21 protein-coding genes and 3 pseudogenes are annotated in these 25,926 nt (G+C 50.0%); 8 read left to right on the plus strand and 16 right to left on the minus strand.

Annotated elements, in window-relative coordinates:
- Positions 1-2 precede the first annotated feature (2 nt).
- Together NZD86_RS18570 and NZD86_RS18575 are read right to left on the minus strand one after the other, a co-directional pair.
- A complete protein-coding gene (locus tag NZD86_RS18570) occupies positions 3-1,097 on the minus strand; it encodes an S-adenosylmethionine:tRNA ribosyltransferase-isomerase (protein WP_268043547.1) in 1,095 nt (364 codons plus the stop codon).
- Position 1,098: 1 nt separating this feature from the next.
- Positions 1,099-1,842 carry an SDR family NAD(P)-dependent oxidoreductase gene (locus NZD86_RS18575; protein WP_268043548.1) on the minus strand — a complete coding sequence of 248 codons (744 nt, stop codon included), beginning with the start codon at positions 1,840-1,842 and terminating at the stop codon, positions 1,099-1,101.
- 257 nt (positions 1,843-2,099) lie between these two features.
- Here NZD86_RS18575 and NZD86_RS18580 point away from each other — a divergent pair, with 257 nt between their 5' ends.
- On the plus strand, positions 2,100-2,648 hold the full coding sequence (locus NZD86_RS18580) for a hypothetical protein (protein WP_268043550.1): 549 nt from the start codon (positions 2,100-2,102) through the stop codon (positions 2,646-2,648).
- A 144-nt stretch (positions 2,649-2,792) separates the two neighbouring features.
- Here NZD86_RS18580 and NZD86_RS18585 read toward each other — a convergent pair whose 3' ends face one another.
- Positions 2,793-3,191 carry a rhodanese-like domain-containing protein gene (locus tag NZD86_RS18585; protein WP_268043551.1) on the minus strand — a complete coding sequence of 133 codons (399 nt, stop codon included), beginning with the start codon at positions 3,189-3,191 and terminating at the stop codon, positions 2,793-2,795.
- A gap of 249 nt (positions 3,192-3,440) precedes the next feature.
- Here NZD86_RS18585 and NZD86_RS18590 point away from each other — a divergent pair, with 249 nt between their 5' ends.
- On the plus strand, positions 3,441-5,327 hold the full coding sequence (locus tag NZD86_RS18590) for a S53 family peptidase (protein WP_268043553.1): 1,887 nt from the start codon (positions 3,441-3,443) through the stop codon (positions 5,325-5,327).
- Positions 5,328-5,422: 95 nt separating this feature from the next.
- Here the strand turns inward: NZD86_RS18590 and NZD86_RS18595 are convergent, their stop codons facing one another.
- On the minus strand, positions 5,423-5,863 hold the full coding sequence (locus NZD86_RS18595; protein ID WP_268043554.1) for an exosporium protein C: 441 nt from the start codon (positions 5,861-5,863) through the stop codon (positions 5,423-5,425).
- A 275-nt stretch (positions 5,864-6,138) separates the two neighbouring features.
- Here NZD86_RS18595 and NZD86_RS18600 point away from each other — a divergent pair, with 275 nt between their 5' ends.
- Positions 6,139-7,050, plus strand: a complete 912-nt coding sequence (locus NZD86_RS18600; protein ID WP_268043555.1) for an NAD(P)/FAD-dependent oxidoreductase — start codon at positions 6,139-6,141, stop codon at positions 7,048-7,050.
- A 49-nt stretch (positions 7,051-7,099) separates the two neighbouring features.
- Here NZD86_RS18600 and NZD86_RS18605 read toward each other — a convergent pair whose 3' ends face one another.
- Both NZD86_RS18605 and NZD86_RS18610 read right to left on the minus strand, forming a co-directional pair.
- Positions 7,100-7,894, minus strand: a complete 795-nt coding sequence (locus tag NZD86_RS18605; protein ID WP_268043556.1) for a pirin family protein — start codon at positions 7,892-7,894, stop codon at positions 7,100-7,102.
- Positions 7,895-8,010: 116 nt separating this feature from the next.
- Positions 8,011-9,744: an ABC transporter substrate-binding protein gene (locus NZD86_RS18610; protein WP_268043557.1), complete on the minus strand. Its 1,734-nt coding sequence runs from the start codon at positions 9,742-9,744 to the stop codon at positions 8,011-8,013.
- A 289-nt stretch (positions 9,745-10,033) separates the two neighbouring features.
- On the opposite strand from NZD86_RS18610, the gene NZD86_RS18615 reads away from it, so the two are divergent.
- Together NZD86_RS18615 and NZD86_RS18620 are read left to right on the plus strand one after the other, a co-directional pair.
- On the plus strand, positions 10,034-11,242 hold the full coding sequence (locus NZD86_RS18615) for an MFS transporter (RefSeq protein ID WP_268043558.1): 1,209 nt from the start codon (positions 10,034-10,036) through the stop codon (positions 11,240-11,242).
- Between the two features lie 113 nt (positions 11,243-11,355).
- Complete coding sequence (locus tag NZD86_RS18620; protein WP_268043559.1) at positions 11,356-11,610, plus strand: hypothetical protein; 255 nt, start codon at positions 11,356-11,358, stop codon at positions 11,608-11,610.
- Positions 11,611-11,816: 206 nt separating this feature from the next.
- On the opposite strand, the gene NZD86_RS18625 is transcribed toward NZD86_RS18620, so the two are convergent.
- The 4 genes and pseudogenes from NZD86_RS18625 to NZD86_RS24525 form a co-directional block, all read right to left on the minus strand.
- A complete protein-coding gene (locus NZD86_RS18625; protein WP_268043560.1) occupies positions 11,817-12,539 on the minus strand; it encodes an SGNH/GDSL hydrolase family protein in 723 nt (240 codons plus the stop codon).
- Between the two features lie 161 nt (positions 12,540-12,700).
- Positions 12,701-13,267 (minus strand): FAD-dependent oxidoreductase, encoded by a 567-nt coding sequence (locus NZD86_RS18630; RefSeq protein ID WP_268043561.1) that lies wholly within the window; start codon positions 13,265-13,267, stop codon positions 12,701-12,703.
- 105 nt (positions 13,268-13,372) lie between these two features.
- Positions 13,373-13,783, minus strand: a pseudogene (locus NZD86_RS18635) (YjdF family protein).
- A 328-nt stretch (positions 13,784-14,111) separates the two neighbouring features.
- Positions 14,112-14,633, minus strand: a complete 522-nt coding sequence (locus NZD86_RS24525) for a bleomycin resistance protein (RefSeq protein ID WP_326492596.1) — start codon at positions 14,631-14,633, stop codon at positions 14,112-14,114.
- A 358-nt stretch (positions 14,634-14,991) separates the two neighbouring features.
- On the opposite strand from NZD86_RS24525, the gene thrS reads away from it, so the two are divergent.
- Entirely contained in the window at positions 14,992-16,938 is a 1,947-nt protein-coding gene (gene thrS / locus NZD86_RS18640; protein ID WP_268043562.1) for a threonine--tRNA ligase, read from the plus strand.
- Between the two features lie 156 nt (positions 16,939-17,094).
- Here the strand turns inward: thrS and NZD86_RS18645 are convergent, their stop codons facing one another.
- From NZD86_RS18645 to NZD86_RS18665, 5 genes and pseudogenes are all read right to left on the minus strand, one after another.
- Entirely contained in the window at positions 17,095-17,316 is a 222-nt protein-coding gene (locus NZD86_RS18645; protein ID WP_268043563.1) for a hypothetical protein, read from the minus strand.
- A 164-nt stretch (positions 17,317-17,480) separates the two neighbouring features.
- The gene (locus NZD86_RS18650) at positions 17,481-18,053 is read right to left on the minus strand and encodes a TetR/AcrR family transcriptional regulator (protein ID WP_268043564.1); all 573 of its coding nucleotides are present in this window, start codon (positions 18,051-18,053) and stop codon (positions 17,481-17,483) included.
- A gap of 1 nt (position 18,054) precedes the next feature.
- On the minus strand, positions 18,055-18,768 hold the full coding sequence (locus NZD86_RS18655) for an MBL fold metallo-hydrolase (RefSeq protein ID WP_268043565.1): 714 nt from the start codon (positions 18,766-18,768) through the stop codon (positions 18,055-18,057).
- Positions 18,769-19,144: 376 nt separating this feature from the next.
- Positions 19,145-19,360, minus strand: a complete 216-nt coding sequence (rpoZ, locus tag NZD86_RS18660; RefSeq protein WP_268042376.1) for a DNA-directed RNA polymerase subunit omega — start codon at positions 19,358-19,360, stop codon at positions 19,145-19,147.
- Between the two features lie 254 nt (positions 19,361-19,614).
- Positions 19,615-20,751 (minus strand): annotated as a pseudogene (locus NZD86_RS18665) (IS110 family RNA-guided transposase); the annotation flags it as partial.
- A gap of 673 nt (positions 20,752-21,424) precedes the next feature.
- Between NZD86_RS18665 and NZD86_RS18670 the strand changes: the two are divergent.
- Positions 21,425-22,602, plus strand: a pseudogene (locus NZD86_RS18670) (IS110 family RNA-guided transposase).
- A gap of 811 nt (positions 22,603-23,413) precedes the next feature.
- Positions 23,414-24,409, plus strand: coding sequence for a cysteine synthase A (cysK, locus tag NZD86_RS18675; protein WP_268043567.1), 996 nt, complete (start codon positions 23,414-23,416; stop codon positions 24,407-24,409).
- Positions 24,410-24,650: 241 nt separating this feature from the next.
- Here cysK and NZD86_RS18680 read toward each other — a convergent pair whose 3' ends face one another.
- Positions 24,651-25,868, minus strand: coding sequence for an IS110 family RNA-guided transposase (locus tag NZD86_RS18680; RefSeq protein WP_268043568.1), 1,218 nt, complete (start codon positions 25,866-25,868; stop codon positions 24,651-24,653).
- Between the last annotated feature and the right edge of the window lie 58 nt (positions 25,869-25,926).

Genomic DNA, 25,926 nt, shown 5'->3' on the forward strand with positions numbered 1-25,926 from the left:
CATCAAAGAATGAGGTTTGAATCCCCAAATTCATGCCACAGGTAACCATTTGCGATGGCCTCATTGTAAGCGGAGGTGAGCTGTGCTTGGTCGACAAAGGAATAAAGCATGGCCAAATGACTCGTGTCACGCTCGTGCAGCCCTGTGATGATACCCGTTACCGTTCGGGCAGGATGTTCCGGGGTGATAACGAGTGTGGTCCATCCACTTCTGGCCTCGACCCGACCTACTCCGTTTGTGGCACTCTCGAGTGCACGTACCACCGTCGTGCCTGCAGCGATGATACGCCCCCCTCGATGTTTGGCGCCATTCACCAAATCAGCTGTTTCACGGGAAACTTTATACCATTCTGGTAGGAAGGGGTGATCCGCGAGCGACCCACTTACTTCGTGGCTAGAGACGCCGGTGTGCAGCGTGATCTCCCCGATTTGTACGCCCCTGTCCCGTAACGCGTCAACCACGCGTTGACTGAACGGCCGGGCTGCAGATGGCATTTCGGCGGAACCAGGATCTTTGGCAAAGATGGTCTGAAACGCTTCCAGTTCTGGATCACACGACAAATAGAGATAGCGAATCGGTTTCCCTATCTTCTCCGCTTCCTGCCACAAATCCAATGTGCTTTCAACGTACCAGAGGCGGCTGTTTGGATGGAACCGTCCGATCACGGTGAGCATCCCTTCCCCCACCCGGACTTTCTCACCGACAACAAGCGGATCGTCATCCGGGCCACCATTCTCCCCGCGTCTTTCTACGATATACACCCGGTCCGTCAGCTTACTGGCAAGATGGATTCGCAGCGCACACTTCGTAGCGAGTCTTATCGCTGGTAAACTGGCGGCAATCGTGCGGGATGTATTGACAACGAGAACGTCGCCAGCCCGCAAGAACATGGGCAGGTCCCGGAACGTTGCATGTTCTGTACGGCCAGTGTCCTTATCGAGAACAAGCAACTTGACTTCATCTCGTTCCAGTCCCCGATCCTCAGGCGGACATACAGCCGGCAACGGTGTATCAGTCAGGTTAAGCGATAGGTTCCAAGCGCGCTCCATTGCTCCGGAGTTTCTGTGGTGATGTGGGTATCTTGCGGCAGTGGTCATGTCAGTTGACCTCCACAAGTGCGTCATCCTGGACTTGAAGTCGAGCTCCCGTCAGAAACGGCCAACTTTTTTCGCCGAGGAGGGGGACGAACAGCGGCATCAGAAGCTCGGCGACTTCGACCGGATCGCGCAGCCCTTCTGCACCTGGGTCAGCGTCGTGATGCATGGTCGTGTCCATATCGCCCGGATCAACGCTGTGGACCTGCATGCCAGCGGATGCCGTTTCTGCTGCGAGTGACTTGTGGAGAAGGTCGAGTGCCGCTTTGGACGCACCGTAGATCCCCCACCCTGGGTAACCAGCAACGGCCGCATCGCTGGAAATACCCAGCAGCAAACTCCGGCGTTGCTTGGCTAACACAGGCGCCACGAGACGCATCAGAGAGACGGGGGCGAAAACATTCACGTCAAACACGTGTCGTTCATTTGCGGTGGTGCTGGCGACAATGGACGGCATAGGAGTGATGCCAAGCGTCGATGCGTTGTTCACCAATGCATCGATCCGACCAAACTGCGAAAGTGTCGATTGTATCCATCTCCTTTGAAACGTTTCGTCCGCGACATCACCGACGAAGGCGGATACAGTCCCGTATTGCCGCAACTGCATAGCAGCAGTTTCTAGGGTGCTTTTCGTCCGTGCGCAGAGGGAAACCATAAACCCTTCCCGTAACAGACATTGCGCTATTGCAAAACCCAAGCCTTGGCTTGCGCCCGTAATGAGAACCACTGGTGCTTGATCCATCGACATGTGGTCAACCTCCTGTTCGGCAGCCTCCATCCACGTTGGAAAGCCACACCTATTTCGTGTGTCTTTAAGGTACCGGAACGAGGGTGGATTCTACGTCTTCCGAAGGTTGTAAGACCATGTACGACTTTCGTTGTATAGAGCGGGGATAGGTCTTGCATACGATAAAATGAGTGATGTCCCCTTTACAGCCGCTATCAAATAAGGAAGAATCATCACTTGAATTAGCAGTATTCTCTACTGATGAAGGGAAAGGTGTTATGCAAACAACAGCTCTTCAACCCGGCTTCTTCCACACCGGATTTATCGGACTTTTTGCGGGAGTCATCACAGCTTTTTTCACGTTCGATCTCGCCGTCTACCTTCTCACAGCAACCGCCTTCTTTTTCATGTTTCGCAAGGCCCGCGTCCCTCTGCCGTGGCTTGCCTATGTTCCAGTCGCCCAACTCTACCCGTTCTTCAAGACAATCAAAGTGAGCCAATGGAATTGGCTTTGGCTGGCCGCTCCCGTGTTTGGCAGCTTAGCTATACTCGCCCTCCACGCTTTCGGCATTGTGTTGTGCATCTTCGGTTGCATTGTCTACGCCGTCGTCGGCATTCGCTGGCTCATTCGTCTCCTTCAAGCCTATGGAATCAATCCGCTGTGGCTCCTTGGCTTGCTCGGCTTACTCATTCCCTTCCTCAGTTACCTGGTCAGCATCGGATTAGTCGTCTTGTACTGCATCATGGGATTCTCCGCCAGTATCCAATACAATCCGAATTTTGACCGTCGGGATGGCTCTGGTGGGGATCCATTTCATTTTTCCTAGGGCGAATGAATAGGCAACCGCGTCGTAACGCGCTCACCAATCCACCCATGCGTGAGACTCAGCGAGATCAAACAAAAAGCGGTGCGAGTCCTCGAGGATTCACACCGCTTTTACGTTCTATACCTAATTCACATAGTTGTCGATTTACTTCAGTGGTTCGACTTCATACCCGGCCTGCTTCCAAGCCGTTGTGCCGCCCTCGATGAAGGCGACGTCGGTGAAACCCATCTGCTTGAGTATGTACGCGCCGAGTGCAGCTTGCCCGCCGGCTCCACAAGTCACCAATACAGGGCGATTCCGATCCGCCAGTCGATCATCACGAAGATTCTCTGGCAGCTCCAAATCCGCACGAATCGGCAGCATGCCGAGGGAAATGTTGACGCTGCTGGGGATGAGTCCACATGCGCCCGCATCCGTAGCATCTTGGACATCGATTACGAGTGTATTTGGGTTCGCTTGAATCTTCTCACGCGCCTCAGCAGACGTGACGGAAGGTACATTTTCACGTGCTTTTGTAACCATCTGCATAAATGTCAAAGCCATTTCATATTCCTCCTCCACATAGACTCTTTCCTAATTATAGAGCACTTCATTCCTCAACAAAACAACACTCGCTGGCCACAGCCGTGCAAAGCAAAATATCGAGTCCTGCGGCAACCCGTAAAAGGCTCCTAATTGAGTCGTTTCTTGTCGAATGATCGCGTTAAGTATTCGAAACATTGGAACAGGTTATCTCGTTCAAAGCGAGAATACAGTAATAGCTCATGAATACACATCTTGGAGGTCGTCATGATGAAAAAATGGAAACTGCCGCTGCTGGCAACACCGTTGACGTTAGGCTTGTTTGCAGCACAAGCGCCCGCAGCACTGGCAGATATATCAACTACATCTCCAGTAAACCCGCTCACAGTTGGGGCTCAAGATTTAGGACCAACAGACCCGAGTACGACTATCAACGCCACGGTCGTGTTGAAAATCCGCAATCCTCAAGGCCTGCAAAACTATATTAATCAAACAGTTGATCCGGCAAGTCCGAATTATCGAAAATACCTCACTGTCAACCAGTTTCGAAACCAGTATGCACCCAGTCAAAGCGCTATCAACCAAGTCATTCAATACCTGGCACAGTATGGTATTCAGGCCTCCGCTTACCAAGATGATCTTGTTATTCACGCAACCGGTACCGTTGACCAATTCCAAAAAGCCCTGAGCTTCCAAATGGATAACTATAAAAAGAACGGCAAGGCGTTCAGAGCACCGAAAAACCTTGAAAAAATCCCGCAGATCATCGCCGACACAGTCCTCGTTGTAACCGGGCTGGACAACTTCCCCTCCTTCCATCCGATGAGCACAAAAGTGAACACAACGGGTCCAGAAGCGCAAACCACGTCGGTGCAACCCCCCACCCCTGGAAAGGCCAGTGTGCCAGGTCAACTGACGGCAACGGATGCAGCGAACCTGTACGACGTGGCTCCACTGTACAAACAGGGGATAACCGGTAAGGGACAAACCATCGGGATCGCCACGTTAGCCAACTTCGTACCGCAAGATGCTTACGACTACTGGGATGCTATCGGCCTGAAATCCGCCAAGAACCGTATTTCCCAAGTTCATGTGGACGGCGGCGGAGACCTCAGTTCTGACGCGGGTTCTGGGGAAACGACCCTGGACGTGGAACAGTCCGGAGGGATCGCACCAGATGCCAACATCGTCGTGTACGACGCACCGAATACAGATGCCGGGTTCATGGACGTATTCTACAAAGCTGTATCCGACAACCTCGTAAACACACTGTCCGTCAGCTGGGGATCGCCTGAAGCTCTCTACATGGCGAACGGCCAGACCAACGAGGTACAGGCATTTGATCAAGCGTTTATGGAAGCCGCTGCCCAAGGCATTTCCACGTTCGCTGCGTCGGGAGACTCTGGCGCATACGATACCAACCGCGGCCTTCCATATCCCTACTTTTCAAAGGTGGTTGGCGCTGACGTACCTTCGTCTGACCCGTACATTACAGCTGCCGGTGGCACAACGCTGCCGACGACCCTTCAGATGAAACATGGTCCGGTATCAACGGGCAACCAAGAACGCGCTTGGACATGGGATTACTTCAGCGACTACCTGAGTCAAAATTATGGACCGTCCGCAATTTACGATCTCGGCTACTTCTCAGTGGGCGGCGGTGGCGCCGTCAGTTCCATATGGTCTCTCCCAAGTTATCAACGAGGTGTCGCAGGAACGACGACAACACCGAGTGGCCAGAGCCTCATGGATGAAACTCAAACACCGCCAGTCGACTATGTCGACCTGCCGAGTGGCTTCGCTGGCCGCAACACACCGGATGTTTCCATGAACGCCGACCCCGAAACAGGTTACTTGGTGTACTCGTCAACAGACGGTGGATGGATCGCGGAAGGCGGAACCAGTTTCGTGGCCCCGCAGTTGAACGGCATCACGGCGCTCATCAATCAATCCGTCGGCCAGTCCGTCGGGTTCCTCAACCCGCAGCTGTATGCACTCGAAAAAGGCGGTCACCCGTACGGAACAAACGCGCCGTTCAATGACATCACCGCTGGGGACAACTGGTACTACAACGCCACTTCCGGATATGACAATGCCACCGGTATCGGAACGCCAAACGTCGCGAATTTGGCTGCTGCCTTGAAAGGCAAACGCTAATCGCTAACTCAGAAACATCAAGAGAATATGAAAGAGGTCCGCAGAGATAGTCATCTCGCGGACCTCTTTCATTTAGAAGAATAATGTGTTCAACTTCAACTCGACGTCGTGCGGGAACGACGAATGGACAACCCGCTAAAGCTTACGGGACCAACAACTTGTGCCGTGGTTCCACTTGTCAGATTTTCAACCGTCAGCGTATAAGTGTGCGTACCAGAGACGTTTCTGTCGATAGCTTGGAAAGTAACGGTATAGTTCCTTTCCGAACCTGCTGATTCCACGCCTTGCCGAGTGTTGAAAATTTCGGTGCCGTTTCGGAAGATGCGGAACAAAAGTTGAGAAATGCCTGTTACCCCACGGACACCAACTGTTCCAATCAATTCCACCCGATTGCGACTCATGTTACTGCTACTTCCCGTATTCAACCGAATCCTCGCCAATCTTAGTCTCGTTGGTGAATGTGGAATGGTGGTCGCCCTAGACAAGTTGAATCGCCTGCGTGGCTGTTTCGCGTTGTAGTCAATGACTCTTGCCATCAAATAATCAACCTCCTGCTCTGGAATTACTGCATCATACGCATGTCTTGCCACAACGGAGGTGACAGACTCCTCCGGAAACTAGTGGATTTTATGGCGACAACCATTCCCGTCCGTCAACGAGAACAAGGAGAGCTGTCCAGGCCAGAATCTCGCCTGCGTGAACGTATTCGGAGGAAAGGAATTACTAATTCACCAGCTAGTTCGACGTGTAAATAAATAGAAAGGACTAAATCTGTATCACTGCGGGAATCATTGATGGATGGAAGCGACCAATGGAGGCGAGTTTCATCTATACGTATGACTGCATTATTGTTGGGGGCGGCATCTCAGGACTACAGGCAGCAGTTCAGCTTGGGCGATACCGCCACAATATTCTTGTCGTCGATTCAGACAGCGGTAGATCCACACTTTGTAAAGGCTACCACAATATCCTCGGCTGGCCTGATGGAATCGCCGGTCCGGAACTGCGGCGGATCGGACATGAGCAAGCAACTCAACTTGGCGTTACCTTTGAACAGGACGAGATCACGGATGTCAGTCAGAGTCGCGATGGTTTCGTATTGCAGGGAGTCAGTGGACAGTCATACTCGGGCAAGCGGCTCCTCCTCGCGACAGGGATCGTGGACAACATTCCCTCATTTCCAGGCATCGAAGCCTGTCTCGGCCTCAGCATCTATGTCTGCCCGGACTGTGATGGATATGAGATTACAGGCAAAAGGACAATTGTGTTCGGCGCAGGGGACGTTGGTGCAAACATGGCCCTTACGTTGTCTTACTGGTCGTCCGACATTATCTATATCGATCACGATGAACACGGTATCAGCGCTAAACTGCAGGACGCCTTAGCGCACAAGGACATTCCGTACATCCGCCAGCCAATCCGCGACATTGTCGCATCAGGTGGCTGCTTTCAAGGCGTTGTCCTTTCAAATGGTGAGGAGTTGACTGGTGAGCGTGGATTCATGGCGTTCGGTGGAAATGAAGTGAAGTCGTCACTGGCAAAACAATTAGGAGTAGACCTACACAAGAACCAACACATTCTCGTGGATCCGCGAACGAAAGAAACCAATGTCCGGTACGTTTGGGCTGCCGGGGACGTGGTTGCTCACTCTGAGCAAGTGACCATCGCGATGGGCGAAGGGTCTCAAGCTGCCATCTGGATCCACAAGAGCTTGATGTCGTAACCTCAGCGTACTAAAGAGAGCGGTTTGCCCTCGTTGCGCAAAACGTGTCTCATTCTACATAAGGGCCAAACACATGAATCGGCGCATGGTGTGGCTTTCCCGCAATCACAAGCGCACGAAAGCCTGTTTCCCCGCATAGTTCCAGGTCTCCTTCCGCACTTAACTCACCCATCTCGCCCACCTGTAGTCTCTCATTCTGAACCCGACACCCAGGCCCGTCTATCGGGTAAATAAAGGCCGTGGAATAATCATTCGGTATTGGAACGTGTGCGACAGCATCGTCGTCAAAGGAAACGTCGTAAAAGACCATCGACGTGTGAAGAGAGACTGGTGATCCGCTGCCGACGATGACTTTCATCTGACCGCCTGTAAAAGAAACGGTGGGAAGTTCATCACTTTGGACCGCATGAGACGAAGGTTGCGCCTGTTTCATACGCCGCGGCAGATTCACCCACAGTTGAATGCCGCGTGTCATCTCTCGCCCTACTGGCATCTCAGAGTGGTAAATATGTCTACCGGCCGTCATGCGGTGCACCCCGCCCGCCCTGATGACGCCAGTCCCACCCGTCGAATCCTCATGCTGCAGTGCTCCCTCTACAATGTAGGTGACTTTTTCAAAACCCATGTGCGGGTGTCGCGGAAAGCCACCGGGCAGGTGCACTGAAAAATCGTCGAGGAGTGCAAACGGATCGAGAGATGTCTGCTCCCACGTGGGAAAAGGCCTCCGCATAACGACGCCAGGGCGTTGTTCAAACGATTCCACGGGTATCTTATGAACAGTGCGTCGAATCTTATCTGTTTCTATAGAAGACATTTCTGTGTGCTCATTTGTCACGCTTATCATCCTTACGAGTGTCCTCCACCCCATTTTACCTGGAGCGACGAGAAGCACCAAGAAAAAGCCGCCACCAGTTTGGTGACGGCCTGCTTGCTGCCCACGGGCTGCGGTCCAGTATGAAATTAATGACCTGGGTCGACCCAGATGTATTGCATCGGATCGTACATAACGTTACTTGTGTAGAAGCCGTGTACCCACGATTGGACACTCCAGAAACCGTTCAACTGGTAAGTCGGTACCCAAACCGCATCGCGCATCGTCTGATTGATCACTTTCGCGTACAGCGTATCGCGTTGCGAAGCATCGGCCATATACTGCGCTTGGTTCAACCAACTGTCAACCTGCGGGTTGGAGTAGTTGGTCAAGTTGTTCTCAGGTGCCTGGTTCGAGTTGAACAGTGTGTTCAAGAAGTCAGATGCGTCCGGGAAGTCTTGGTTCCAAGCACTGTCCATGGATTGTGCATCACCTGACATGACCTTCGTCAGATAGTCTTTCCACGTCACCTCATGCAGATTTACAGTGATGCCGATGTTTTTCATCATGGCCTGGAATGCTTGGTCTTCCTTCTTGGAGACATCCAGGCTCTGGTTCCAGAAGTCAATGGTGAAACCATTTGGATAGCCGGCTTCCTTGAGAAGCTGTTTTGCCTTCGCCGGATCATACGTATACTTCGCGTCCGGATCCAAATTCTTGACATATCCCTCTAACGTTGTCGGCAACGGCTCAGCGTCAGGAACGACCGTACCATTGTTGATCTTGACGAATTGACTCCGATCAAAACCGTACGCAATAGCTTGACGAACCTTTACATTGCTGAGCGGATTTGGTTTTCCATTGATGGTTTTCTTCGTGTTGAGGCCAATATAGTAAATTGCATTCAAAGGTTCTGTCATGACAAGTTTTTTGTACTTCGGCGAGTTCATGATGGTTGGATAAGCGGAACTTGGCATCCCATCCCCGCCGATCAGCCACGGGCTCATGAACGCCGTTTGTCCTTGTTCCCAGTGCATGGCATCCAACTGAGAGTTGGCGTTCACATTAATCGTTACCTTATCCAAGTATGGCAGCTGGTTACCGCTCGAATCCTTCTGCCAGTAGTTCGGGTTCTTCACCAAAACGACTTGCGACTGCGAATTCTTTTGTAGTTCAAACGGGCCAGTCCCCATCGCTTGATCGGTATCAAACGCGGCATTCCCCACTTTATTCACAAACTTGGGATCAACTGCCGATAGGAAAGGCATAGCTAGGATCTTAATGAAGTACTGCTGTGGTTTATCCAGATTGATGACGAGCGTATGATCATCTGGCGTACTGACACCGCTGATGGACTTCGCTTTGCCATCATAAAAAGCTTGCGCACCCGTAATGTTCAGGAAGAAGTTGCTGCCAGGCGACGGCTTCGGTTGCATATTCTTGTTCAGCAGGCGCTCCAGTTCAAAGACAAAGTCCTCTGCTGTCATGGGGTCGCCGTTGGAGAACTTAACGCCCTGGCGCAAGTGGAACGTATATGTTTTTCCGTCAGATGATACGTCATAAGTTTGAGCCAAGTCACCGATGATTTTGTCCGTCCCTTTGTCGTACGTGACCAGTGACTCGTATATCTGCTCCCCTACTTCTGCGGAAACCGTGTCAAAAGCAATCGCTGGGTCCATGTCCGGAACCGCTTGTGTTACGTCAAGTGTGATGCTCCCGCCCTCGACTGGTTTCGAATTGCTTGTCGTCTGTCCGGTGCCACTTGGCGTAGACGTGTTCGATCCCGATGGCGACGTGCTGTTCGTTCCGCACCCGGCCAACAGTACCCCGATCATTCCTACAGAAGCAACTGTGGCCAATCCCTGTTTCCAATATTGCGACACTTATTTGTCCCCCGATCTCTCTCGTGCCTGATGGAACCGTTTTTCATTTGTTTGTTACGATTCGGTCCACCGAGCTTCAATACTTAAGTCTTGTTTAACTTTTAAGGATGTTTCGTATTATATATGTCATCTACTAATTATTCAACCACTTTTCTGAATGTTTAAATGTATTTGCTTTCCTTTCCAGTAGCAGTTTAGTGGACTCCTTCATTCATCCACGTTATTTCGGTACCCAAAATAATGCAAAATGGGAGTATGATAGAAGAAAACATCAGTGGGTGGCTTGGTTATGCTTCTGTGGCAACGAAATTTGCTCATTCTGTGGATAGGTTCCTTGATCACGTCGGCTAGTTTCTCCATGGTCGTTCCCTTTCTGTCTCTGTTTCTTCTGCAGATCGGCGTTCACCAACACGTGGAACTATGGTCCGGTTCGCTGTATAGCGTCGCTTTCCTCGCTGGCGCCATCGCATCACCGTTTTGGGGCTCGGTGGCGGATCGGTTCGGTCGGAAACCGATGATCGTTCGAGCGGGACTGGCACTCTTTGCAATCTACATTCTCACTGCGTTTGTGACCAATCCGTACGAATTGCTCATACTACGGATTTTACAAGGCTTGCTGTCTGGATATATTCCCGGAGCCATTGCGCTGGTTGGGACCAATACACCTGAGGACAAGGTCGGCTATGCTCTGTCCATGATTTCCGCAGCGACTGCGACGGGTGGTATCCTCGGTCCACTTCTGGGCGGTGCCATCGCACGAATGGCTTCGAATCGCATTGCGTTTGCAAGCGCAGGTGTCCTTGTTTTCCTATCGACCCTACTCATCATTTTCTGGGTTCACGAAGAAAAATTTGTCCCGGCCGCTCATCGCTCTTCTATTATCGAAACCTTCCGAGCGGCGAGCCACAACAAACCCCTCGTTGCAGCCCTCTTTCTTAATATGTTCACGGCCTTCTCCATCATGACAATCGAACCTGTCTTAACCCTGTACATTGCACAGATTGATCACTCAACGACAAACGCCTCTTTTATCGCCGGCGTTGTCTTTTCCATTTCAGGTATTGCAAGTGTCGTATTCGCGCCCGTATGGGGCAAAATGGCCGACAGAATCGGATTTCCCAAAGTGTTGTTAATTGGACTTATCGGTGGAGCGTTCCTTACCTTCATGCAGTTGCCTTTCCACAATGTATGGGCATTCTCCACTGTCCGCTTCATTTACGGCGCATTTTTCTGTGCAGTCTTTCCCGCCATCAACGGGCTCGTCGTCATGTCTACAGACCCGACATTCCGAGGCCGAGCGTTTGGCTTGAATCAGACTGCCAATCAAATTGGTAACATGCTGGGGCCAACTGTCGGCGGTCTCGTGGCCGAAGTGAGTTCCATTCACGGCGTGTTCTGGGCGACTGGTGGACTACTGGCCGCCGTGGCTGGCACAAGCTACATATCGATGCGCGGGAATTTATCGACGAGATCGACGGAACCACGTTCATCAGAATGAGCACATTTCCAGGGTTACGCTGGGTTCAAAGAAAATAGTGCCATAACCTGAAATCAGCTAGCAGGTTTTACCTATCCTCTCGCAGAATTTTGTGTCAGGGAGGGTGGTGTGGGATGAAGTACACGCTATTTACGCGTGCTGGAGACTCTGTTTTGCGTGTGGATGTTGTGGAAGCAGACCGTATTCCAGCCAAAGGTGAAGAAATGATCGCAGGGAACGAGGGATCGCCAAAGCCGTACCGCGTGATTAACATTTTTAGTTATCTGGATTCAAACTATTCAGTGCAGACTGTTGTGGAAGTCGAGCCCGTTCCACAAAGACGTGACCTAAGTCTACTGGAGCAGTATTTTAAGCGACTGGAGCCGTAATCTTACTAAGACGGTTTTTATGCCTCGCCTTCGGGGTTTCGGTGCCTGATTAGGGGCCCCGAAGATTTGACCACATGACAGGAATCAGCGCTTTATAGGACTTTCGAGAGTGGTTCAGATAAAAGGGGCTGTCCCAAGAGTCATGGAATGGACTTGGAGGGATAGCCACTTGTCGATGGGATATTCTAGTGTGCCAAGGTGAATCATCAACCCCGACTGGACGTAACCCTCGCCGTCGATGGTAAGACACCCAAGTCCTCTAACGCCGAAAATACCATCCGACTCAAATACTGATACCCAGTTGACGTTAAATGGATCCCGTCGTCGCTCAACATCGTTCGCCAAGTTGCAACTTGTCCATCATGTGCACGTACATCAATCCGGTCAATATGCAGATCATCAAGACATCCACGCAACGCCTTATCATACTGATTATGCCAATATTCAATTCCGCCACAGCGGGCAATCCAATGAGCGATTTGCTTGCCAAATCGAACGGAGAGATGGTGATAATAGCGAACTGGATCCAAAGGTAAGAGCGTCAATACAATTGGCTTGGCGCCAATACTATGCACACCCTTAACGATGTGCTTGAGGTTGCTCACATACCTGTCGAGTGGAACATATGGTACATGTTCCACATCAGGCGCTTCAGCCACCTCATTCCAACGAAAATCGCAGTCGTTGGCTCCTATTTCTATGAGCACAATGTCCGGATGCTCAGCAAACACATCCTTCTGCAGTCGATTCAGGAGTGAACCAGAATTATCATTAAATGCCCCGCAATTCTTTACTTCAACTCCGTCGTACGCTGCAGTTTGTAGTCGTGTCTGAAGAAGATTGGGATAATTGTCACGTACAATACGTAAACGGCCACGAATAAAGGATACACCTCTTGTGAGGCTATCACCTGCACAAACAATTCGCATGTATTCCGCAACTCTTTTCCTTTCAATTTATAGCTTACTATAAATAACTCAGTACATTATAATTGTACACCTTTTGACCAATTGATCCCAGGGCAAAATAACGAAGGAGCCCTCTCATCCAGGCTCCTTCGGGTCTAATGCTGAGTTCTTAAGTTTGCCTCTCAATTAGTTCTGAGAACGTCGTGGTCCACGTAACGTTCACCGTTCATTTCACTAATGACGTTAATTGCCACTTTCGCACCATCACCAGACGTAATGATGGTATGGACGCTGACACCAGCCACGGTTCCTGCCGCCCAGATCCCGTCAATATTCGTCCGGCCACTCGCGTCCACGTCGATGATCGTTTTGATGCGCGGCTCTGTAGCGGGCTTTGTTTTCAGTCCAATCTTCTCTGCCAAATCCGCCCAAAGACCTGTCGCAAAAATCACATGCTGCGCTTCAAAGTCTCCTGCATCTGTCTCAATTTTGAAGCCATTTGAGCCCTTCTGAATATCGTTTACCTTCGTTGATACGATCTCGGCACCAAAGTGTTGTGCCTGGTGCTTGCCTTTATCTACAAGCGCAGGACCGTCAATGCTGTCGATTCCATAATGGTTCTGCACCCACGCACGCCGCGTTATACTCTGATCGTTATCAAATACAACAGTTCGTTTGCCCGCCTTCGCTGTGAAAATGGCTGCACTGGCTCCAGCAGGACCTGCACCAATAATGGCTACATCGTACATTAGAAATTCCTCCTCACTCTTATTCTTTACCACGCTACATGCAGTTGCAGTCTACCAACGGTATTCCACGTATCAAGCAAGGTTCAAACGCGCTATACTAGGCCATCACCTGCCTCTATGCTTGTCTTTCGCTTGTTGACGAGCGATCGCGCGTTTACGCTCTTTGAATTCTTCTCGCATTTGACGTGTAAATTCACGCCGCTCCTTTTTCCGGTTTTCATACTCTAACTTGATAGCATCCTGAGCCTTGGTTGATATTCCTTTTTGCTGAATCTCCCGTGAAATCTGTCTAGCCATGCGCTTTGGGTTAACCTTTGCTGCAACTGTCCTGTTGCTGACCACTTCTTGCGATAGACCGCTAATAAAGTTCAAAAGAAACCGATTAACAAAGTCCAGAATGTCTTGATCATTTGGTTCCGCCCCAAAAACGTACCGTCCGGCTTATAACTTCCCGTTTTGAACGACCTCAACAACGCCTACCCAAAATTGTCCATCGCGATAAATTGTAAGTTTCACATCAACAACCCCTCAATGTTCTAAGGAACGACGGACATCCCGAGGGGGAAGGATACGACACCACAAACGCGATGCATCCGGACTACCAACCGGACCGTGTTTTTACGCTCCCGTAATGACTTGCACAATTCTAATATATCACGCAAACAAAAAATTCTTAGCAGACGCAATAAAGCGGCGAACTGGAAAGGAGCGTGAACGTTACATGCCATGACGGAGTGCAACATCACCACATAAGAAGGACTCTTACCATTGTTAAGTCCTTAATTTGGATAACCCTACCGTACAGTAGTGAATACTGTGAATTCACTACTTAAAGGACTATTGCTCACTCAGCTTCATCTAGACCAAAATGCTGTGTGAAGCGTAATAGATATCCATCTGGATCGAGTACAAGTAGTTCCCTATGACGTAAGATTCTGTCACCCTTACGGTACGCGTTCACTTTAGGTCCAATTCTTATAGGGTGATTGTTACGATTAAGCGATTCAACCACGTCGTCTAATGAATCAACTTGAATAGAGAAGTTAATTCCTCGACCGCATGGGTATTCTAACGTACCAGTCTCCCAATATCCGTTCTGTTGCTCAATCATTAGCTGGCTACCTTGAAAGTTCAAAAAAGCGAATAGATGTTCTGGTCGTTGATATTCAATCGCAAATAACAAAACATCTGTATAAAACGACAGGCTTCGCTCGAAATTGGACACACTCAACTCAGGAATTAATCGATTAAAAATCAATCGAAAGCACCTCGTTCTTAAACTTTTCTCCCTCCATGCTAAACTACAACATGACAGAAGGGACGAATACTCAGACAAGAGATCCACCAAGAGACTTCTTATAATCACAAACTCGCCGTTGACACACCCACATTCCGTGATTATAGTGTACTACAATACATGGATAATAAAGGTTATCAGCGAAGAAGAAAGACGCGCCATTATCGTTTCCTGTGAACCAGAGAAGAATCGCCACCGGCTGAAAGCGATTCTCGCAGATGATAAAGGACACCACTTTCTAAGCTGTCTCGAGGAAGCGTGAGCTGAAACGGGACCGGGGCGTACGTTATACGTGATGAGGATGCCGTGTTACTTTCATTTATATCGGCATTGAATTCTGGGTGGAACCACGAGAACAGCGTTCTCGTCCCTTTTGGGACGGGGACGTTTTTATTTTGTTTCAACACCGTACAAGGAGTGGAATGACATGGCCGAAGTACAAGCTGAGGTTCAAGTTAAGCTAAAGGACGGTTCAATACGGAGTTATCCTCTTGGTACTCGCATCCTTGAAGTTGCTTCGTCCATCAGCGCTGGTCTAGCACGTGAAGCAGTGGCGGCGAAAATGAATGGACAAATCGTCGATCTCTCAAGACAACTGAATAGTAGCGTAGACCTCGAACTCCTTACGCTCAAAGACTCGGAGGGTGTAGATGTCATGCGCCATACCTGTGCACATGTCATGGCCCAGGCAGTCGCACGCATTTTCCCTGGAACGAAGTTCGCCATTGGACCCGTGATCGACAACGGGTTTTACTATGACTTTTCCGATCACGTTTTTAAGCCTGAGGACCTACCCAAGATTGAACAAGAGATGAATAAAATTGTCAAAGAAGACTATCCCATCAGCCGTGAGGTCCTGTCGCGCGAGGCAGCGCTAAAGTTGTTCTCAGGGCGGCAGGATCGGTTTAAAGTGGAGCTCATTCACGATCTGCCGGATTCGGCGACCATCACTGTGTACCGGCAGGGCGAATTTGTTGACCTGTGCCGTGGGCCGCATTTGCCGTCGACTGGACGTATTAAAACTTTCAAACTGATGTCCATCGCCGGTGCCTACTGGCGGGGAGATTCAAGTCGGGAGCAGCTCACACGCCTGTACGCCATTGCCTTCGCGAAAAAATCCGATCTCGACGACCATCTGCGTTTCCTGGAGGAAGCAAAGCGACGCGATCATCGCCGGTTGGGCCGCGAACTCGAGCTGTTTATGTTCTCAGAAGACGCACCGGGCATGCCTATCTTTCTTCAAAGTGGCATTCACATCCGAAACGAACTGGAGAACTTCGAGCGGTCTCTTCAATCTGTGCACGGTTACAGCGAGGTCAAGACACCAGTAATCCTGAACAGACGGCTGTGGGAGCAATCAGGTCACTGGTTTCATTACATGGACAACATGTATACCACGCAGGTGGATGAGAATGAATTCGCACTCAAACCGATGAACTGCCCAGGCCACATGCTCATCTATAAGAACAAACAGCATTCGTACCGGGAACTTCCCATTCGCATCGCCGAATACGGTCATGTCCACCGACATGAACTGAGTGGATCGCTCGGAGGGATGATGCGTGTTCGCTCCTTTACGCAGGACGACGCTCATCTCTTCTGTCGACCGGATCAGATTGAAAGTGAGCTAAAGGAGGTGCTCGATCTCATCGATCGCATTTACAGCGTGTTTGGTTTTTCGTACCGGATCGAGCTGTCGACACGTCCAGAAGACTCAATGGGTTCTGATGAATTGTGGAGTCAGGCAGAGCGTGCGCTGCAAAAAGTCCTCGACGAATCTCGCATAGAGTACCGAATCAACCCCGGCGACGGGGCGTTCTACGGGCCCAAAATTGACTTTCACATCCAAGACGCGATCGGCCGGATGTGGCAGTGCGCTACTGTGCAACTCGACTTTCAGCTTCCAGAGCGCTTTGAATTGGAGTATATCGGGGAAGACAACCAGCGACTGCGTCCGGTGGTCATTCACCGAGCGATTTTTGGATCGATTGACCGCTTTATCGGGATTCTCACCGAACACTTCGCGGGCGCATTTCCATGCTGGCTTGCACCTGTCCAAGTGCGTATTGCATCTGTATCGGAAGACTTTGTGCTATACGCGAAAGAGATTTTGTCTGGGCTACAGTCCGCCGGCTTTCGTGTCGACCTGGATGATCGCTCAGAGAAGATAGGATACAAGATCCGCGAAGCGCAACTTAAGAAGGTTCCATACACCCTTGTCATAGGAGCAAAAGAACAATCCAGCCGAACGGTCAGTGTGCGGAAATACGGCCAAGGTGACCTTGGCGGAATGATGCTCGAGACGTTTACTGACATGTTGCGGGAAGAAGTGGATAGCAAAGTTTTACTGGCGGAGATTGCACCGCACGTTTAATGCTCAGTTGATAAGGCGTTCTTGCAGTGCGCGAAAGTTATATACTTGAGGAATTGTAAGCAGGTTGCATTGATTGCACTTGCACTTGGGCACCCCCATTCATACGAAATGGGGGTTGTTTGTGGCTCCCAATGGTTTGACATGACCGGACAACACTTAGTCGTTAGTTAACGGAAAGCGAAACAACACTTCCACATTCTCATCACTCATGTACCAGTCGTTTGCAACAAACTCCAAGTCGGTAATTTCACTCGTTCCAAAGTCGAGGTCTTTATTCCGCTTCAAGAATCGAAGAAACTCTGTTGGGCGGTTCAGCACAGGATTTTGAAAGCGGAGACACGTCATATGAGCCGTGTGTGTCTTAAACCGTGCATCCAAAGTGCTTTTAACACCGGATGTTCGAAAATTTTCTCGGATATTTTGTCGTAGGTCTTGTAAGGCTGACCCCACAATTTATCATAAGTCGCTTGAATTTCAGTCGTGTTAATGGGAATCACCGCCTTGCTCTTACATATATCGCACCAGAATCTCGTTGGACAACCTCACTGTGTCGTTAACCTATCAAGTCCCGACAGAAAAGTAGAAATCAATCGTTGGTAACTTTCATCATGCTCCAAAGGGATGCCAAATGCACCAGCCCCTTCAAGCGTTGCGAACCCGTGACCTATGGCACGAAAGGCTCTGACGACATGAATCGCATCATCGGATTTCAACTGGTAAGGCTTCAGCACGGTTAAAACCGTATCAATTATTGCTTTTGATGCGGATTCGACTTCGAGATCGTCTGGTGCAGGTGCGCGCAATGTGGATTCGTAAACCCCCGGTCGCTCCTTGGCGAATGCCCGATAGGCGTGCAGCATGGAGGCAATTGCGTCATGACCCGCTTTGCCGATCGCGGCTCTTTGCATGCATCTATCCAATTCATGCAAGCCAAGAAGCGATAATTCACGCTTGAGCCCATCTAAACCTTCAATGTGATTGTAAAGAGACGGAGTTCGCACGCCAAGACGGTCAGCAACGAGGGACAACGTCAACTTGTCCAGTCCGATTTCATCCGCTAGCTCCCCCGCAGCATTCACGATGATCATCTTATTCAGCCCTGGCCTCGAAGCCATATTACATCGATCTCCTCAAGTTTCGTTCTCCCCGCTCAATTGCGCGATCTATTGCATCCAGCGGATCGTTCAAGACACGCCCGTGCCCAACAGCAAGCTGCGTGGGTCGCAAAGCACGTAAACGCTTGGCACTCTCCAAGGCTGTTGACTTATGCCATGTGGCTAAGGCCGGAAATGGAAACAATGGACGAAGTGTGCCGGATACAGCGATACCCCCGTGTGTCTGAAATGCATCTCCCGCAATGAGCGTGCCATCTCGCTCATCAAGAAATGCAACATGACCCGGAGTATGCCCAGGACACGAAATGACCTGCAAACTTCCAATTCGGTCTCCGTCTTTGAGAAAGTGCGTAGGCTTTGTCTGACAAGTTTTTATGTCACCTTTGATTTTCGCCTGTGATTCACCAGCATCAAGGCTGGTATCACCAGAGAGTAACCGGCTGTCTCGCTCCGAGATCATGATCTCTGCTGTAGGCAAAGCTCTACGCAGCTGATCTAAAGCGCCAACATGGTCCCCGTGGCCGTGGGTCAGTAGAATTCGCGAGATAGAAAGTCCCAAAGACCCAGCAGCTTGTTGAATTGCATTCGCACTTGAGGGAAACGCTGTGTCAATCAAAGTGGCGCCGTCATCTTCCTTTACAAGATAACAATTCACCGGGAATACACCGGGAAAAAACGTGATTTGGATACATTGACCGAATGTCGTCAACCGCACAGCGTCTCACCTGCCCATTTAAAGTAACTAATACAAATAAACATTAAACTAATACTGTTAGTTTTTCAAGAGGTGAACAATCATTTACGCACAAACGCAATGACGGAACAGTAGGACAAAAATATAGGAAACGTGTCCTGAGCGTGAAAACGAAGTGATATACCGAGAAGTAAAGGGTATCCGGATTTTGTGGTGGAACGAAAATGTAAGCCTTGCCCTGTAGTGTGTAATAAAATTCATCATACCGGTTGTTTAAACAGTTTTCTGAAGGGAGCTTTTTAAACTAACGCACCAGTCAGTTCAATGAGAAAAATCATAAAAAAGCACCCCGGATTTGGAGTGTTTTTATAGCCCATCATTTTTACTGTGGTGAATTTTATTTCGTTCTTCTTGGAATCTCTGTGGTCTGATAGAAGCTAATTTGTTTGTCGTGTATTTCATTCAAAGCAATGGTTACATTCCTACTTGTTTCAACGTTCGATAGCCGTTTGGCACCTGCTTGTAACTGGCGTGCCCTCATAGCAGCCATGATCACAATGGAGAATTTACTACCGAACATGTCGGTCAATGAATCAATTGAGGGATATAACATTCGATTTCGCCTCCCGTATCATACGCTAATTCGTCGTACTGTACAGGTTGCGATCCTGAACATTCAGTATATCATATTGACCTCGTACCACAATTCAAAACGTTTGCCCATTTTCGTGCAGGTTCCACAATCAATTCGGTTTCCACTGGTCAAAAATCTTCTGCACCCCTTATTCAGTCTTGCGCATTCGCACCCTACCGTGAAAATGGCATAAAAAAGTTCCCGTGATCTCCTCCAGTTCACTGTTGGTGATTTCAGGAAGCTGGTTGAACTGTGACTGTCAAACCAAGTTTCTCCAACGAATGCAAGTGACGACGAATAACTCGTTCTCGGTTCCTCTCCTCGTGGTACGTTGGCCCAAGGTCCTCGTATTCCGTCTGATTAACCAGCATGTGGTATATGATGATTAACATGTAGTGACCGACCGCCACGGCTGCTCTCTTGGATCCTCGGCGCGCAGCAATCCGATGATACCTAGCGGACAGATAGGTGTTCTTCGTTCTGGCGGCACCACGAGCGGCTTCGATTAACGCTTCTCGTAACCAAGGATCTCCCTTGCGGGTCTTGCCACTTCGTCGTTTACCCGCACTTTCATTGTTGCCCGGACACATCCCCGCCCAGGACGCCAAGTGGTGCGCACTTGGAAACCGGCTCATGTCGGTACCAATCTCCGCCAGTATGAGTTCCGCCGTCCGCTTGCCAATTCCAGGTATCGTCTGGATTCGCCGGAGATCTTCGTCAATAGGGCGCATCCGCTGCTCGATTTCAGCACTCACTTCCTCGATCAACTCATCAAGGTGATCGATGTGCCGAAGCTGGACAGCAAGCATCATCTGTTGATGCGGACGCACAACCCCATGCAATGCACGTTTCAGTTCTGCGGTCTTGTTGCGTAGGCGCCCCTTCACGAGCTCCTTGAGCCGTGATTCATCAATTTGGCCACCAATGAGTTCAGTGAGGATGGCTCGACCCGATACACCAACCACATCACTTGCCACCGATGCCAACTTGATATTTGCTCCTTCAAGGACTTTCTGGAGGCGGTTGACTTCATTGGCACGTTCCCGGATGAGAGACTTTCGGTACCGGACGAGTTCCCGCAGTTCACGCTGATTTCGGTCAGGGATATAGCTCCCCTTGAGCAGACCATGGCGTAGCAGGTCCGCTATCCACTCAGCGTCCCGGACATCCGTCTTTCGGCCAGGAACCTGTTTGATATGCTGGGCATTAACGACCAACGCTTCGAGATCCTTGTCTTCGAGAAGGTTGAAGATCGGCTTCCAAAAGACACCCGTACTTTCCATCGCCACATGCGTGCATCCGTGACCGAGAATCCACTCTATTAGGGACTCCAGGTCATCGGTCATCGTTCCGAACGTCTGAACCTCCTCGTATCATAGTTCTTGAAGTTCTTATTCGTTGAATTTCCAGTAGGTCCGGAACTGCTGGAGCTTCACATCAGAATTTCCAGAGCCGGCTTCTGATTTCGATCTCAATGAGTCATCGTTCATTTGAATGAATCGTGGGTCTGAGGGAGCTTCCCCATCCACCATTGGTTCTTGCTGTGTCGTGCCACCCCGGATGGGGAAGCTACCCGACATTCATGTTTTATTGAATTTGGAGTGCCATTTTGTCGGTACTTCGTTTCTTTGTCATGCGCTCTTTGACAACTACATCACTGCCACATCTGGTTGGAGGAGGCTCCAACCAGATGTCGCTACCTGTACCCGACCTGCCTGTGGGACAATGGGGTCAGCAAGTTTTTCTCGGGAGATTTCTTTTCCTCCTTGCGGACCTTTCGGTACTGCTGTTTTAAGCCTGATACCCAGGATCCACCGCCCAATCTTTAACCGCTGGTTGCACCTCCGTCTTTGGATGGGGCGTAGTGGCCCGTAAATTGACATCCCGACGGATGAGTGCTGATGACGAGGCTGAGGTAGGTGGTTCCCACGGGCACCCAGGTCCGGGACTGACTTGACTTTACCATCCTGAATGGAGGTGAATTGATTGTCTAAACTGCATGTTGGTATTGACGTGAGCTTGCGTTCCCACCATGTTCAATTGATGGATGGGAGCGGACAAGACTTGGCTTCGTTTAACGTCGACAATAACCAGCCGGGCGCAGACACGCTCATTCGCAGGGTATTAGAGACTACCGTAGCCAAGCAAATGGATTCGGTCGTCATTGGCATGGAGGCAACTTCCAATCTCGGATGGCATCTAGCACATTACCTACAGCAGCAATTCGACGGGTATCGCCCCAACTTAGATACCCACATTCACGTTCTAAATGCTCGTAAAGTGGCTCGTTTTAAGAAGGGATATGACACCCTTCCAAAAACGACCGCATCGATGCCTGGGTGATTGCAGACCATCTGCGGTTTGGTCGTCTCCCTCAAGCCATGACAGACTCTGTTCAATTTGAAGCATTGCAACGCCTAACCCGTACTCGGTTTCATTTGGTTCAAAGCATCACTCGAGACAAGACGTATTTCTTGAACCAACTCTTTTTGAAGTTCAGTGGACTTCGCCAGGACAATCCGTTCTCCGATTCTTTTGGAACGACTTCTCTCGCTGTGATTCAAGAGCTAGAGCCTGAGCAAGTGGCGCAAATGCCGTTACAGGAACTCGTTGACTTCCTTGTTGATAAGAGTCGGAACAAGTTTGAGAATCCAGAAGAGACTGCAAAAGAATTGCAAAAGGTTGCACGCAATTCCGTTCGCTTAGACAAGGTTATGAAAGACCCTGTCAACCTGTCGTTGTCCGTCACGCTCAGTGTGATCCAACACATGGAGTCTGAGGTGAAGAAACTCGACAAAGCCATTGCCAGGCTGATGAAGGCAATTCCAAATACGTTAGAGAGCGTCCAAGGCATTGGCCCAGTGTACGCTGCTGGCCTGATTGCCGAGATTGGTGACATACAGCGATTCAAGAACCACAGTGCTTTAGCCAAGTATGCAGGCTTGGTATGGAACCAGTACCAATCTGGCGAATACGAGGCGGATGAAACGTCTCGTATGCATACCGGCAATAAGTATCTGAGATATTACCTGATCCAAGCCGCAGACAAGGTCCGCAGGTATGATTCTGAGTACGTAGCGTTTTACCAAAAGAAATCCAATGAAGCATTGAAACACAAGCACAAAAGAGCACTCGTCCTGACTGCACGAAAATTGGTACGCTTGGTGTTCACACTACTGACCACCAACCAGCTGTACACACCCCCGGAGAGGAGGAGGTAGCTTCATCTCAGCCGAACCGGAATTTCCAGTTATGAGCCCCTACTGCTGAACTGAAAATTCGGTATACAAGGGGGTCTTGTTAAGTGCACTCTTCTTCACCCCAAATTGCAAGACTTTACCTAATCCATTTCCAATCCAAATCGATTACCCACTTGACTTCTTACCGCTGGGCTTAGTCTCCGGTGTGATAACACATCCAACGACCTTCTTCTTGTGGACATCCAGTCCGCAGCATCGCTCGTGTACAACCTGCATAATGCTGCCACTCCCCACTGAAAGAAGTACAGCCACGTGGCGACCGATGCGATAGGAATTCTACCGTACGTGCTTCCCGACAGCGGGAGCGACAAATCGTGGTGCTCCAGGTCGCCAACTCCGTCTTATGCACGGACTCGTAGTACCAGGGGGCGACGAGCTCCGTGTGGCTGTCTAGCGACATAGTAGATCACTGATACACATTTTCATAGATTGTGGTGCCGCCTGCCGCCATGGGGGTCTTATGTGCAATAGCAAATGATACTTATCTCTTAATATTTTTAGGAGACGTAAACGTATAGATAAAATCAATCCGAGGCAATCATGATGTTTAATCTACTCGCGCTAGCTAGCTCAAGGGGTGGCATTAATTGCGTTCCGGAATCCCCTAGATTGCGAGCGGTAAACGATGACAGCTTGGCGTTAACGCGCTTTGACGGTATTTAAAAGACATACGGTTCAGTATGCTGTACAAATGTGTAAGAACAGATTAATATTTCGACTATACGCATCGGAAAAATAGTTTTAAGTCAGATTTAAGAAGAGGGGATTTACATTGAAACCACGTCCGAAGATTGCACGGAACATCACGGAGTTAATTGGCTCAACACCATTACTGCGCCTTAACCACATCAGTAACGACACCGGAGCCGAGGTTCTTGCAAAGGTGGAGTACTTCAATCCACTAGGCAGCGTAAAGGATCGAATCGGTTTTGCCATGATTGATTCTGCTGAGAAGAACGGTTTGATTCGTCCTGGTGCCACCACCATTATTGAACCGACAAGTGGCAACACAGGGATCGCACTGGCATTTGTTTCTGCTGCTAAGGGCTATCGCTGCATCTTGTGCATGCCGGACACTATGAGCGTTGAACGACGCAATCTGATGAAGGCGCTGGGGGCCGAACTAGTCCTTACAGAAGGGGCGAAAGGGATGAAAGGGGCCATAGCCAAAGCCCAAGAACTGAAGAAGGAAATAGCTGACTCGTTTATTCCTCAGCAGTTTGAAAACCCGGCAAATCCAGAAATCCATCGCAACACAACGGCACTCGAAATTTGGGAGGACACCGATGGCAAAGTTGACATCTTTGTCAGCGGTATCGGCACCGGCGGAACCATTACCGGCGTTGGAGAGGTTCTCAAGGCCCGCAAGGAATCCGTACACATAGTGGCCGTTGAACCTGAGGATTCTCCAGTGCTATCCGGTGGAACTCCCGGCCCACATAAGATTCAAGGTATTGGTGCCGGATTTGTACCGGAAGTGTTAAACACAAACGTTTACGGTGAAGTGATCCGTGTTACCAATGACGAGGCTTTTGAATCGGCAAGATCCATTGCGAGATCAGAAGGACTCCTCGTTGGCATCTCCTCGGGAGCAGCCATACATGCCGCTAAGATCATCGCTAGCCGTCCTGAGAACAAGGGTAAGACGATTGTTGTGCTTCTTCCTGATACTGGTGAACGTTATCTCTCTACCCCCTGTTCCAATTTGAATAAGGGCTGGAGCGACTCAATAGAGCGCCCCGAGGATTCACCTGATGCTACAGCGTAAGTAACATCGGCGCGTACAAAGGGTATAGTTTCCCATCAGGGCCCGGTTCTTAAATGACACCGGGCCTTTTGACGGACAAATCTCTTGTGCATATAGAGACATTGAACAGGTAACGACATTCTGCATTAAGGCCAATACTATCCTGAAAATAATTGAGCGATGACCAGGGTAAAACGACATACTGAAATAAGCCCACCACAAGATGGGTTTTAAAAGGAACTCTGTGATGTCTGGAGATCATTTATGCAACAGGTTTTACGGTGACCTCCAACCCGAGTGATTGCAACTTCCGGATCGCCTGCTTTACGACTGCGTCTTTCTTGCGTGCTTCGTAATATGTTGGGCCGAGTTCAATATAAGGCTGACGTCGCTGTAACACGTAATACACGATGGTTAAGATGCTGTGGGCCACTGCAACTGCTGCACGGTTTTTGCCTCTTCGAGCTGCAATTCGATGGTACTGGGCAGAGAGATAAGTCTGCTTCGTTCTCGCCGCTGCGCGTGCTGCTTCCACCAGCGCTGCTCTGAGTTTTTGATTCCCTTTGCGTGTTTTCCCCGACTTTCGTTTCCCGGCGCTTTCATTGTTCCCTGGAGCCAGTCCTGCCCAAGAGCATAAATGGGCAGCAGACGGAAATTGGGTCATGTCTGTCCCAATTTCAGCCAGAATTTGTTCTGCTGTTCGTCGACCGACACCGGGGATGGTGTCCACTAGCTCCAGGTCTTCTTCAAAAGGGAGCATGCGCTCCTTGACTTCTTCATCCAGCCGGGCAATCTCTTCATCCAAGTAATCGATGTGACGTAATTGGGCTGCCAGCATCATTCGTTGGTGGGAGCCCATAAGCCCATTCAGTGCCTTGTGCAAATCGGCCTTCTTCGCCTTCATCCGGCCTTTGGCTAACCCTAACAATACCTCCGGGTCTTCTTCTCCGTGGATCATTGCTTCCAACATCGCCCGCCCAGATTTGCCAAGTGTATTGCTGGCCACTGCAGAAAGCTTGATGTTGGCACCTTCCAACACCTTTTGAACCCGATTCACCTCTCTTGCCCGCTCGTCAATGAGACTTCGGCGGTAGCGAATGAGTTCTCGTAGTTCCCGTTGTTCACGGTTGGGGATGTAACTGGCTTGCAACAGCCCGTGGCGGAGCAATCCGGCGATCCATTCGGCATCCTTCACATCGGTCTTACGGCCCGGAACGTTCTTCATGTGCTTGGCGTTCACCACAAGCACTTGACAGTCCGCCGACTCCAGAAGGTTGTAGATTGGCTTCCAGAATGAAGCTGTGCTTTCCATAGCAACATGCGTGCATTCATGTTGTCCTAACCAGTCAACCATCTCCAGGAGATCCTCCGTCATCGTGGAGAACGTGCGAATCTCCTTGGCCTCCGGCGTCAGCACACAGGCGACCACCGTCTTCTTGTGCACATCGAGGCCGCAACAACGTTCGTATACGACATCCATGCCAATCCTTCCTGATGGACTGGTAATATTGAAGGGCTGGTGCAACGACCATAACGGA

Source organism: Alicyclobacillus dauci (genome assembly GCF_026651605.1).
Taxonomy (GTDB): domain Bacteria; phylum Bacillota; class Bacilli; order Alicyclobacillales; family Alicyclobacillaceae; genus Alicyclobacillus; species Alicyclobacillus dauci.

Excerpts from the sequence above, each read along its gene's own strand:
- NZD86_RS18625 (WP_268043560.1), bottom strand. The coding sequence starts at position 12,539 with ATGCGAATTGTTTGTGCAGGTGATAGCCTCACAAGAGGTGTATCCTTT.
- NZD86_RS18575 (WP_268043548.1), bottom strand. The coding sequence starts at position 1,842 with ATGTCGATGGATCAAGCACCAGTGGTTCTCATTACGGGCGCAAGCCAA.
- NZD86_RS18630 (WP_268043561.1), bottom strand. The coding sequence starts at position 13,267 with ATGTACGATGTAGCCATTATTGGTGCAGGTCCTGCTGGAGCCAGTGCA.
- NZD86_RS18595 (WP_268043554.1), bottom strand. The coding sequence starts at position 5,863 with ATGGCAAGAGTCATTGACTACAACGCGAAACAGCCACGCAGGCGATTC.
- NZD86_RS18605 (WP_268043556.1), bottom strand. The coding sequence starts at position 7,894 with ATGATAAGCGTGACAAATGAGCACACAGAAATGTCTTCTATAGAAACA.
- NZD86_RS18590 (WP_268043553.1), top strand. The coding sequence starts at position 3,441 with ATGAAAAAATGGAAACTGCCGCTGCTGGCAACACCGTTGACGTTAGGC.
- NZD86_RS18600 (WP_268043555.1), top strand. The coding sequence starts at position 6,139 with ATGGAGGCGAGTTTCATCTATACGTATGACTGCATTATTGTTGGGGGC.
- thrS (WP_268043562.1), top strand. The coding sequence starts at position 14,992 with ATGGCCGAAGTACAAGCTGAGGTTCAAGTTAAGCTAAAGGACGGTTCA.
- NZD86_RS18620 (WP_268043559.1), top strand. The coding sequence starts at position 11,356 with ATGAAGTACACGCTATTTACGCGTGCTGGAGACTCTGTTTTGCGTGTG.
- NZD86_RS18585 (WP_268043551.1), bottom strand. The coding sequence starts at position 3,191 with ATGGCTTTGACATTTATGCAGATGGTTACAAAAGCACGTGAAAATGTA.
- rpoZ (WP_268042376.1), bottom strand. The coding sequence starts at position 19,360 with ATGTTATATCCCTCAATTGATTCATTGACCGACATGTTCGGTAGTAAA.
- NZD86_RS18570 (WP_268043547.1), bottom strand. The coding sequence starts at position 1,097 with ATGACCACTGCCGCAAGATACCCACATCACCACAGAAACTCCGGAGCA.
- NZD86_RS18680 (WP_268043568.1), bottom strand. The coding sequence starts at position 25,868 with ATGGATGTCGTATACGAACGTTGTTGCGGCCTCGATGTGCACAAGAAG.
- NZD86_RS18615 (WP_268043558.1), top strand. The coding sequence starts at position 10,034 with ATGCTTCTGTGGCAACGAAATTTGCTCATTCTGTGGATAGGTTCCTTG.
- NZD86_RS18580 (WP_268043550.1), top strand. The coding sequence starts at position 2,100 with ATGCAAACAACAGCTCTTCAACCCGGCTTCTTCCACACCGGATTTATC.
- NZD86_RS18650 (WP_268043564.1), bottom strand. The coding sequence starts at position 18,053 with ATGGCTTCGAGGCCAGGGCTGAATAAGATGATCATCGTGAATGCTGCG.